Source organism: Pseudomonas frederiksbergensis, assembly GCF_003732275.1.
In the GTDB taxonomy this organism is placed as follows: domain Bacteria; phylum Pseudomonadota; class Gammaproteobacteria; order Pseudomonadales; family Pseudomonadaceae; genus Aquipseudomonas; species Aquipseudomonas frederiksbergensis_H.
Window position 1 is genome coordinate 188,327 of the sequence record NZ_MOBM01000005.1, and the last position, 10,712, is coordinate 199,038.

General features: G+C 51.9%; 8 protein-coding genes. 4 read left to right on the plus strand and 4 right to left on the minus strand.

Annotated elements, in window-relative coordinates:
- Positions 1–142: 142 nt before the first annotated feature.
- The 3 genes from BK662_RS03775 to BK662_RS03785 are packed head-to-tail and all read right to left on the minus strand — an operon-like array spanning position 143 to position 3,692.
- The gene (locus BK662_RS03775; RefSeq protein WP_008073813.1) at positions 143–1,069 is read right to left on the minus strand and encodes an ABC transporter substrate-binding protein; all 927 of its coding nucleotides are present in this window, start codon (positions 1,067–1,069) and stop codon (positions 143–145) included.
- A 44-nt stretch (positions 1,070–1,113) separates the two neighbouring features.
- Entirely contained in the window at positions 1,114–2,136 is a 1,023-nt protein-coding gene (locus BK662_RS03780) for an ABC transporter permease subunit (RefSeq protein WP_123356827.1), read from the minus strand.
- Complete coding sequence (locus BK662_RS03785) at positions 2,133–3,692, minus strand: sugar ABC transporter ATP-binding protein (protein ID WP_123356829.1); 1,560 nt, start codon at positions 3,690–3,692, stop codon at positions 2,133–2,135. The genes BK662_RS03780 and BK662_RS03785 overlap by 4 nt, the downstream gene beginning before the upstream one ends.
- Before the next feature lie 512 nt (positions 3,693–4,204).
- On the opposite strand from BK662_RS03785, the gene BK662_RS03790 reads away from it, so the two are divergent.
- From BK662_RS03790 to gbdR, 4 genes are all read left to right on the plus strand, one after another.
- Positions 4,205–5,215 carry a LacI family DNA-binding transcriptional regulator gene (locus BK662_RS03790; protein ID WP_123356831.1) on the plus strand — a complete coding sequence of 337 codons (1,011 nt, stop codon included), beginning with the start codon at positions 4,205–4,207 and terminating at the stop codon, positions 5,213–5,215.
- 408 nt (positions 5,216–5,623) lie between these two features.
- Positions 5,624–7,288: a glucose-6-phosphate isomerase gene (gene pgi / locus BK662_RS03795; RefSeq protein ID WP_123356833.1), complete on the plus strand. Its 1,665-nt coding sequence runs from the start codon at positions 5,624–5,626 to the stop codon at positions 7,286–7,288.
- 257 nt (positions 7,289–7,545) lie between these two features.
- Positions 7,546–8,772, plus strand: a complete 1,227-nt coding sequence (locus BK662_RS03800; RefSeq protein ID WP_123356835.1) for a maltoporin — start codon at positions 7,546–7,548, stop codon at positions 8,770–8,772.
- 660 nt (positions 8,773–9,432) lie between these two features.
- A complete protein-coding gene (gbdR, locus tag BK662_RS03805; RefSeq protein ID WP_123356837.1) occupies positions 9,433–10,536 on the plus strand; it encodes a choline metabolism transcriptional regulator GbdR in 1,104 nt (367 codons plus the stop codon).
- A gap of 80 nt (positions 10,537–10,616) precedes the next feature.
- On the opposite strand, the gene BK662_RS03810 is transcribed toward gbdR, so the two are convergent.
- A partial coding sequence (locus BK662_RS03810) for an NAD(P)(+) transhydrogenase (Re/Si-specific) subunit beta (protein WP_148057908.1) occupies positions 10,617–10,712 on the minus strand: 96 nt, incomplete at its 5' end.

Here is a 10,712-nt window from a genome sequence, read left to right on the forward strand (position 1 = left end):
TCTCCTCAGCAGCCGTCGCTCAGGTTTCCCGTAGGTTCGCCCCTCTAGGGATTTTCATGCCGTTCGGCCGCTGCGAGCACCTCGCAGCAGCCATTCCCGGGACCCCTATGTCATTTGATTCAATCGCTCAGTGGTCAATTGGTCAGTGGTCAGCTTGCCAGCCTTTGTATTCCATGACGTTGGCTCGTGTTACCAGTGAGGGTTGAAGCAGTACCGTTGTGCTTTCCAAAGATTTGCCATTCAACAGGTCATAACCCATCGTTACGGCCTGTTGTGCCTGGCCCCAAGGGGATTGAGAGGCGGATGCCTGGATCTGTGTATCGCTTTTGAGCGCAGTCTCTATATCGGGAGCCCCATCCACCGATGCGATAATGATGCCTTTGCGCTTGAGTTGTTTTGCTGCCAGGTCTGCACCTATGGCCTGGGGATCATTGATCGCGAACACCGCGTCGACTTTTGCAAAGCGAGTCAAGTCGCCTTGCATCACGCTGTAGCCACCTTCGCGCGAGCCTTTGGCATCCTGATTATCAGACAGTACCTTGATATCGGGTGCCTGCGCGAAAACACTCTTACAGCCATTGACTCGGTCCAGGACTGCTGAAGTTTGCGTACCATTCTGGATAATAACGTTACCCTTGCCACCCAGCTTCTCAGAGATGTACTGACATACAATCCTGCCGGCTTCGACGTTATCGGTTTGTACCGTGGCATTGGCACCTTGCACCATGACATCTACGCCCACAACCACTATGCCTGCCTTCCTTGCTTTCGCAATCGCAGGCGCGATTGCGACAGGGTCGACGGCGTTGACAAGAATCAAGTCTACGCCCGAAGAAATGAAGTTATCGATTTGAGTGAACTGCTTATTCAAATCGTAATCTGCCGACACTGAGATAAATTTTGCGGCTGGATTGATATGCAGTGCCTCGGCTTTGGCGCCATCTACCATCGCTACAAAGTAAGGATTACCCAGCGAGCCAACAGTTATCCCGACGGATTTCAACTCTCGCGCTTGAGCGCTGCTAAATGCTAGTAGTGTACAAACAGCGGTAAATATTATTTTTTTCATGAGCACTGTCTCTTGTTATTGGAGTGTGGGGGGTTATATATGATTCAGGTTCGTGCACCTGACTGCCGAAAGCGATCGAGGGCTACCGCTCCGATGATGACAACACCTTTGATAATGTATTGCCAGATATCCGAAACTCCCAGCAATATCAGGCCATTGGAAAGTGTAGCGATAATCAGGGCGCCAATTAGCGTACCGACGATAGTGCCGACGCCTCCTGTAAAGCGCGTGCCTCCCAGAATAACGGCGGCGATAGCGTCGAGTTCATAAGACTGTCCCATTTGCAGTCCGTTAGCAGCCATCAGTCGAGCGGAAGTCATGATGGCCCCCACGCCCGCCAACAAACCGGACAGGGCATAAGTAAATAACAGGACTTTCCAGACTTTGATTCCCGACAACCGTGCGGCCTCAGGATTGCCGCCCACTGCGTAAATCTGTACGCCTAACACCGTACGTCGAAGAATAACCCACGAAAGAGTAACCACTACTACCGCGATTACAACCAGCCATGGCACCCCGAACAACGTATCGTTTCCAATGTAAGCAAAGGACAGGTCAGGATTGAAAACCGTTTTGTCTTCGCCGATGAGGCGTGCGATTCCACGCATCGCAGTCAATCCGCCTAGCGTGACGATAAACGCCGGTAGCTTTCCAAAAGCGACCAATACACCATTGACGAGCCCTAGTAGCAGTCCGACTCCAAGCCCGGCAGCGATGGCCAGGGGAGCAAACCCCGGAACTTGCGATACCAATAGCGCCACTACTGCGGAAACAGCCAGAATCGAACCAACCGAAAGGTCGATTCCACCTGTCAAAATCACGAAAGTCAGACCTGACGCCAATACCACATTGATAGAGGCTTGCTGACTGATGATTGAGAAATTCTGAACCGAGAAAAAGCTCTCGCTCATCAGGCCAAAGCCCACACAAAGGAGTAACAATACGGGCAGCATGCCCGCCACTCTCATCAATTGGCGCATTTTATCCTGCGTGGAAGCTTCGGCGATGCTTCGTACTCTAGACGTGGTGAAGTCACTTGCTACTTTGCTTTGCAGTGGGGAAGTCATTGGACTAAGTCTCCGTTGGCTAGAGTCAACCTGTCGCTGCCTGTGGCAAACGCGATAATGGCTTCAGGTGTGATATCAAGACCGCTGTGGCCACCGAGTTCGGTGACAAGTTTACCTTCACACATGACCAATACACGGTCGGCAATTCCAACGATCTCTGGTAGTTCACTTGAAATTACCACTACGCAAACGCCGGATGCTGCTAATGCATTGATGATTTTATATATTTCTGATTTAGCCCCAATGTCGACACCCGATGTAGGCTCGTCGAGGAACAATACTCTGGGCTTCATCTCCAGCAGGCGAGCCAGCAAAACTTTTTGCTGGTTGCCTCCAGACAGCGCTCCAACATTGATATCTGAGGACGCTTTGATATTGAGTGCCTGGATTGCTTGTTCGGTACGTTCAGTTCCGGCCGTTCGGTCCACAAACCCCGCAAATCGAGCATCACTTCCCACAACACATACATTGATATTGTCGTGGACACTCATGTCGAGAAAAAGGCCCAGTGCTTTGCGGTCTTCTGTCAGATAGACGATGCCTGCGTTGCCTGCATCGCGAGGAGAGCGTATGACTACAACTTCGCCGTCCATTTCAATCTTTCCGCCTGAGTACGCATCGACGCCTGCGATTAATCGGGCAAGTTCGGTTCTTCCAGAACCCACCAGTCCTGCAATCCCGAGAATTTCGCCGGCATACAGATCGAAACTGCAATCCTGAATTTTGAAGTCATCTGTAAGATTGCGAACACGCAGTATCGGTTGCTCGTAAGAGCACAAAGCACGCTCATGGGCGTAGAAGCCGGAAACATCGCGGCCAACCATCATGCGGACCAGAGTTTCAGCTGACAGCGTGACGCGATCCAGCGAACCAACGTAATGACCGTCCCGGAGCACTGAAACAAAATCGGACAATGCGTATATCTCGGCCATTCGATGGCTGATATAGATGATCGCGACGCCATCATCACGTAGCTGGCGAATCAATGTAAAAAGACTTTCGGTCTCTTTTGTGGATAGCGGCGTTGTAGGCTCGTCCATCACCAGGATTCGCGTATCGGCATGAATTGCACGCGCGATTTCAACAAGTTGTTGGTCCGCAATCGACAAGGTACCGACCAGTGCGTGCGGATCAAATGTGACGCCAAGTCGCTTTAGTACTACGAGCGCACCTTCGGTCATTGCCTTGCGGTTTATAACCCCACATCGTCGAATCTCTCTACCCAGGTAGATGTTCTCCACCACGCTCATATTCGCGCACAAGCTGAGCTCTTGATAAATGACGGATATGCCGTGGCGCTTCGCATCGTTCACGCCATAGTTTTGAATATCACATCCATCGATTCGTATAGTGCCACTGTCGGCGACATAGGCCCCCGATAGTATTTTCATCAAAGTGGATTTTCCGGCGCCGTTTTCGCCCATTAGCGCGTGGATTTGTCCAGGGAAAATACTGAGGTCAATGTCATGCAGGACGCGCACCCCATTGAATGACTTCGAGATGGAATGCATTTCCAATAGGGCAGGAGGGGGGCTTTCAGATCCAGTGCTCAGCATAGCTGTTAACTCCTTATCTACCGATTTGAGAAGCAGTTGAAACCTCTCATCGGTGTTCTTGTTCGAGCAACATAGTCGAAAGGAAAGCGCTTGCGCAAGCGCTTTCCTTTTTGTTCGAGGAATTCTCCAAAAAGCACTTCCATGTCCATCTCTTAAGGAAGCCCCGATCAAAGAGGACATGAAGAGGATGTTAGAAAAGCGCTTGCGCAAGCGCTTTCGTCTCGGCTATGCTTTTTTCAACAAGCGCTGCTGCGTCCATTAATTGGTTCGCAGGATGACGCTACGATAATAAAAAGGAGTGCCCGGCTATGCTGCATAGCGGATTCCACCATCTCGATTCGCAGACTTCAGATGCACTGCGCACCTCGCTGGGTCTTTCACGAAATTGCGGGTTCGTCCCGGCATTCCGAGAGCCATCGACGCATTTTCTCGCCGTGAGCTTTACAATAGCTAGCAACTGGACATGAGTTCAGCGCTATCCATCAAATCACGTGAGAAAGGAGTGATGCACAGTGGGCGCAAAGATGAGCGATGTCGCGAGAGCCGCGAACGTATCGATGTCTACGGTATCTCATGTACTCAACGGTACTCGTAAAGTACATCCTGACACCGTCCGTAGCGTGAATCAGGCTGTAGAGTCCGTAGGCTATATTCGAAACTCACTCGCTCGGTCTCTGGCTCGTTCCTCTTCGGGTTCGGGTGCCATCGGCGTGGCGATTGCTACGCTTTCAAACTATTATTTCAGTGAAACAGTACGTGCCATCGAAGCGGCATGCGCGAAAAGCGGTTTGATGATGATACTGGTCAATACGCAAAGAGATCCGGAACAGGAACTCAAAGCGGTCAAGGCACTGCATGAGCGACGTGTTGACGGGATTGTACTCGCCTCGGAATATGATCCGGAAAATCGAGTATTTAATTACTTAAAAGCCAACAAGATACCGACGGTTCTCATCGATCGACTTCTCTCGACATCTTTCGATCAGGTGGGGGTAGAGAATAAGCACTCATCTCAAGAGTTGATTGCACATTTGATTAAGCTGGGGCATCGGCGTATCGGGATGGTATCCGGACGATTGACTCAGTCTTCTTCTCATGAGCGAATTGACGGCTACCGTGCGGCTTTAGTTGACGCTGGAATTGAGTACGAAGATCAATTGGTTTGCTGTGGTGAATCGGCGATTGCGCCGGCAATGGAAGCCACTCGCCGTTTGCTATCGCTAGAGCACCCGCCCACCGCAATAATGACTGCAAACAACTTGATGACCATTGGTGCAATGCAGGCTCTTCGTGAAGCGGGGCTTGAGGTGCCAAAGGATATCGCGCTGGTTGGCTTTGACGATTTCGACTGGGCGGATGCTTTCAGCCCAAGGCTGACAGTTGTAGCGCAACCTCTCGAAGAACTCGGAGCCCAGGCTGTGAAGCTTTTATTGAAGCGTATCAAGCAACCTGAGGGTAGACGTCAGACTATTAGATTGAAACCCTCTTTAATCCAGCGAGATTCTTGCGGCGCTCTCAAATGACTGTACTCAGGGTTTCGTCCTGAGGATTTAGCGGTGCAGACGTGAATTATTTGACGCTTGTCCACGTCTCGCCGTCTGGATAACTTTGAAACCAAATGACTGGCACCTGGTTTTCATTTGTCATGCACGGATATGTTTGCAGTGTTTTCTGCTTGAGTGCCCCGGTGTTCTGTTTTTTTCTTCAGGTTTCAATGATTTCGTTATAGAGATAGACATTTATTTGAATCGCGATGGCGGACGCTGGCCCTCGCGGGACTAAATCCGATAATTGGTTGTAACTACACAATGCAGGGCTTATTCCTGTGATGGCGCTTCTGCGTTTGCAGAATTACAAAACGCCCACATTTGAATGGCAAGACAAGAGTCGATTGAGACGGCACAAGCCGTATTGGCGAAGAAGGGCTGAGTATGAATAACAACAACAAAACTTATGATGTGACTGCACTGCCGGCATGGCGCAATCTGCTCGAACATCGGGAGAGCATGAAAAATTTTAGTATGCGCGATGCCTTTCGAGATGACAGTAAACGCTTTCAAGACTTTTCCTTGGCGGGCTGCGGGCTTTTTTTGGATTACTCCAAAAACCTGATCACTCACGAAACGCGTTCATTGCTTGTAAACCTTGCTCGCGAGGCAGGCGTGGAACAGGCAGCGCATGCCATGTTCAGTGGAGAGAAAATCAACGGTTCCGAGGGGCGTCCAGTGCTGCATACCGCGCTGCGGCGACCAGTGGGGGACGCGTTGATGGTCGATGGTCGCAACTTGATGCGCGATGTGCATGGAGCCCTGGCGCAGATGACTGACGTTGTGAGTCGTATCCATAACCATCTGTGGCGTGGTTACAACGACAAGGTCATCACCGATGTCGTAAACATTGGTATTGGTGGCTCATTTCTGGGCCCGGAGCTTGTCTCTGAGGCGCTGGCGCCTTTTGCTCGGCATGGGGTGCGGTGCCATTATCTAGCTAACATCGACGGCAGTGAATTCCGAGAGGTTACAGCCGGACTGAACGTAGAAACAACGCTGTTTATCATCTCCAGCAAAACCTTCGGCACTCTTGAAACCTTGAAGAATGCACAAGCTTCTCGTAGCTGGTACTTGGCTAAGGGCGGGACGGAAGAGAAGCTATATCGCCATTTCATTGCTGTGACAAGTAATCGCCAGGCAGCGCTGGATTTCGGCATCCGTGAAACAAACATTTTTCCTATGTGGGACTGGGTCGGTGGCCGTTACTCACTATGGTCTGCAATTGGCCTGCCAATTGCTCTGGCCATTGGCATCGCTAACTTCAAGGAACTGCTATCCGGCGCGTACGCTATGGATCAGCATTTCCTCAACGAACCACTGGAACAGAACCTTCCTGTTCTTTTAGCGGTACTCGGCGTTTGGTATCACAACTTTTGGGGTGCGCAAAGCTATGCTTTTTTGCCCTATGACCATTACCTGCGCAACTTCGTGAAGCATCTGCAGCAGATGGACATGGAGTCAAATGGCAAAAGTGTTCGTCATGACGGCACGCCAGTGTCCTGCACCACGGGCCCCGTAATCTGGGGCGGCGTGGGGTGTAACGGACAGCACGCTTACCACCAGTTGCTGCATCAGGGAACGCCTCTGATTCCAGCTGACTTCATTGTGCCTGTGGTCAGCCACAATCCAGTGGCTGATCATCAGGAATGGCTGTACGCCAATTGCTTGTCTCAAAGCCAAGCGCTGATGTGGGGCAAAACCCGCAGTGAAGCTGAGGCAGAGCTAAAAGCCAAAGGCCTTTCATCCAGTGAGATTGAACGACTGGCACCGCATAAAGTGATCCCCGGTAACCGGCCAAGCAATACAGTTGCTCTTGAGATCATCAATCCACATAGCCTTGGTGCGCTGATCGCCCTTTATGAGCACAAGGTCTTTGTCCAGGGTGTAATTTGGGGAGTCAATTCATTTGATCAATGGGGCGTGGAACTGGGCAAGGAGCTAAGTAACAGCGTCCATAGCCTCCTGACTCGCTATGACGCGCAACCGGCTGATGATTCCTCGACGCAGGGTCTTATAAATTTCTTCCGAGGACGTCATCGGGGGTAGAGCTTCATAAATTAACTCATTGTTTAAATAACCTGTTTATCCCAATCGTTAGCTCACCGTGGTCACTTTGCACTGGCAATGCCTGGATTTTTCTCATGCTTTTGGTTCAGGTAATGCGGTGTCTTTTTTATTCGATTTAATTTGGTATTTCCCTTCCGGGAACCGGTGCGTGGAGTTAACTGCGTACTTGGATCAAAAGCGTACTGTTCGCGTTATCGGCCTTGTCCAATAAATATAACAAACCAAAGGTGTCATGAATGAACGTTAAAACTCTCAGCGCAGTTCTGGGTGCGTCCTTTGCTGTCGGCTTTCTGCCGGTTGACGCGTATTCAGCAGACTTCACCGGTTATTTCAGAACCGGAGTAGGGGATTCGACTCAAGGAGGGAAACAGTCGTGTTTTCAGCTACCGGGTGCGCAATCCAAATACCGTCTTGGCAACGAATGTGAGCAATATCTGGAGCTGGATTTGCGCCAGGATCTGCTTTCACTGGACGACGGCTCGGTGGTCAGCGTGGAAGGCATGGCACAGTTTTATAACGAGTATGGCCATGAACCAAAATTTGACGGGGAGCACGGCTATACGCGGATGAGTCAGCTCTACGCTGAGTGGAGCAAGATGCCGGCATTGAATGGCGGTTCTTTCTGGGCGGGTCGTCGTTACTACAACCGAAACGACATCAATATTTCCGACTACTTCTACTGGAACCAAAGCTCAACAGGCTTTGGGTTCGACCAGGTCGCGTTGGGAGATCTGAAATACAGCTACGTGTTCTCACGCAAGGACAACGTCTTCCAAAAGGATTTTGTTACCCGTCATGATGTGACCGTCAGCGGATTCAACACAAATCCCGGTGGCGAGGTTCAACTGGGCGTCAGTTATCTGGACAAGCCGAGCCGCGAGAATGCTCATCAGGGCTGGTCGGTGGTTGCCCAGCACAAGCAGGTCGCGTTTCTTGGCGGAGTCAACAAGTTCGCTGTTCAATACGGCCGAGGGCCGGGCACCGCATTGGGCTATACCGGTGACACCACGTTGGATGAGAGCAACAAGAGCTGGCGGCTCGTGGAGTTTTTCGACTGGCAAATGACTCATGCTTTCAGTGGTCAAGTTGAATTGGTCTATCAAAAAGACACGCGCCCTGATGGTGATGATCAGAACTGGTTATCCATTGGTGTTCGGCCAATTTATGCGTTCACGGATCAGTTCAAGTTGATCACAGAAGTTGGGCGCGACCAGGTTGAAGCCGCAGGCGGTGCCCGAAAACTCACTAAGTACACCATCGCGCCGACCTGGTCTCCGAAGGGCCCGGGATTCTGGGACAGACCGGAATTTCGTCTGTATTACACCTACGCTACCTGGAACAAGGCTGCGCAACGCGCCGCCAGCTTGCAATCTCCGGGATCGGCGTTGTCTGATACCGGTTCGTTTGGTACAGACCTGCACGGCTCCAACGTAGGGGTTCAGATCGAGTATTGGTGGAAATAAATCCTGAAATGACAGTGCTGACAATCAGCCCGGATCTGCTTCAACAACTGCGGATAGCGAGGGCAATCTAACGCTTCTTCTCAAACAGGAAGGGAGTGGTGAACCGCGAGAGGAAGTGAGCGAGTCAGAGGGCGTGGGCATCTGCGGGCACGCTGATCAGGCGGAATGTCATGCTGCCTGATCAGCGCTGCTCGGGTTGAGATGGATGGTATAGGTGCCCGTGGCTGGCCGGTTGCTGCCTGACTTGAAAGGCCGCAGTCGACCCAAAGCTGACGGTTGCCTTAGCCTGCGTTTACATTGAACAAACCGGCCCTTGTGTCAGCCAAAATCGGGGCATTGGTCATTATTTTATTCAAAAACCGATATGTGGATGTCGGTGACAAGTAAGTTGTCGTTTATAGACATCTCTCGCGTATATGCTACGAAAGAGCACAACGTTGATAAACGCAGGCACAAACTCAAGCGTTTTCCTTATGGCTCCCGCCCTGCAAACCTCAGCATAGAGACATTGGGTGATGTCGTTTCTGGATCCGCTCAAACTTATGTAATTGGGTATGACCTTTGCAAGTTGAATAGGAACAAACCCACCAACTTTTGGATGGGAAAATAAAAAGAGCCTTTGCCTGAGGCCATTCACCCGCTTCGTGTGAGGATACTGCGATGACGTCGTTCAACTCAGGGGCACAACCCCAGAACCGTGCGCCTCAATCCATCGGCTTTCTGCTGCTGGACAATTTCACGCTGATTTCTCTGGCGTCCGCTGTAGAACCGCTGCGGATGGCCAATCAGTTGTCCGGTCGCGAGCTGTATCGCTGGACTACCCTCACCGTCGATGGCGGCCAGGTCTGGGCCAGTGATGGCCTGCAAATCACCCCTGACGCCTCCATGCACAAAGCCCCACCAATGGACACGATCATCGTTTGCGGTGGCGTCGGCATTCAGCGCACCGTTACCCGTGAACACGTATCCTGGTTGCAAAGCCAGGCCCGCAAGGCTTGCCGCCTCGGCGCGGTCTGCACCGGCAGCTGGGCCCTGGCTTGCGCCGGACTGCTCGATGGTTTCGATTGCAGCGTCCATTGGGAATGCCTGGCGGCGATGCAGGAGGCTTTCCCGCGGATAGTAATGAGTACCCGTTTGTTCACCCTCGACCGTAACCGTTTCACCAGCTCCGGCGGCACCGCGCCGCTGGACATGATGCTGCACCTGATCAGCCGCGATCACGGTCGTGAACTGTCGGCCGCGATCTCGGAAATGTTCGTCTACGAGCGCATCCGCAACGAGCAGGATCACCAGCGCGTGCCGCTCAAGCATATGCTGGGCACCAATCAACCGAAGTTGCAGGAAATCGTCGCGCTGATGGAGGCCAACCTCGAAGAGCCGATCGACCTGGACGAACTGGCGGTGTATGTCGCCGTGTCCCGTCGTCAGCTGGAACGGCTGTTCCAGAAGTACCTGCACTGCTCGCCGTCGCGTTACTATCTGAAACTGCGTCTGGTCCGTGCGCGACAGTTGCTCAAGCAAACGCCGATGTCGATCATCGAAGTGGCGTCGATCTGTGGCTTTGTGTCCACGCCGCACTTCTCCAAGTGCTACCGCGAATACTTCGGCATTCCGCCGCGTGACGAGCGCGTGGGTTCCAATACCACGCAGCAGGTGGCGATGATACCGCTGCCGCAAGCATTGGTGCTCTCGCCGTTGGCCGGTTCGATGTCAGCTTTGAGCCAGGCACGTAACGAGTCAACCTTTGCCAGCGTTCGTCTATAAATCTTCCCCTATCCTGCGAAAGCGTAACGTTCGCAGGATAGGGGAAGGCGCTTCATTTTAGTGTTGCGCTGAGGCAGGACTTACTCGACAGCTTTAACCATGTCTTCGATGACTTTCTTGGCATCGCCAAACACCATCATGGTCTTGTCCAGGTAGAACAGCTCGTTATCCAGACC

Excerpts from the sequence above, each read along its gene's own strand:
- BK662_RS03775 (WP_008073813.1), bottom strand. The coding sequence starts at position 1,069 with ATGAAAAAAATAATATTTACCGCTGTTTGTACACTACTAGCATTTAGC.
- gbdR (WP_123356837.1), top strand. The coding sequence starts at position 9,433 with ATGACGTCGTTCAACTCAGGGGCACAACCCCAGAACCGTGCGCCTCAA.
- BK662_RS03785 (WP_123356829.1), bottom strand. The coding sequence starts at position 3,692 with ATGCTGAGCACTGGATCTGAAAGCCCCCCTCCTGCCCTATTGGAAATG.
- BK662_RS03800 (WP_123356835.1), top strand. The coding sequence starts at position 7,546 with ATGAACGTTAAAACTCTCAGCGCAGTTCTGGGTGCGTCCTTTGCTGTC.
- BK662_RS03780 (WP_123356827.1), bottom strand. The coding sequence starts at position 2,136 with ATGACTTCCCCACTGCAAAGCAAAGTAGCAAGTGACTTCACCACGTCT.
- pgi (WP_123356833.1), top strand. The coding sequence starts at position 5,624 with ATGAATAACAACAACAAAACTTATGATGTGACTGCACTGCCGGCATGG.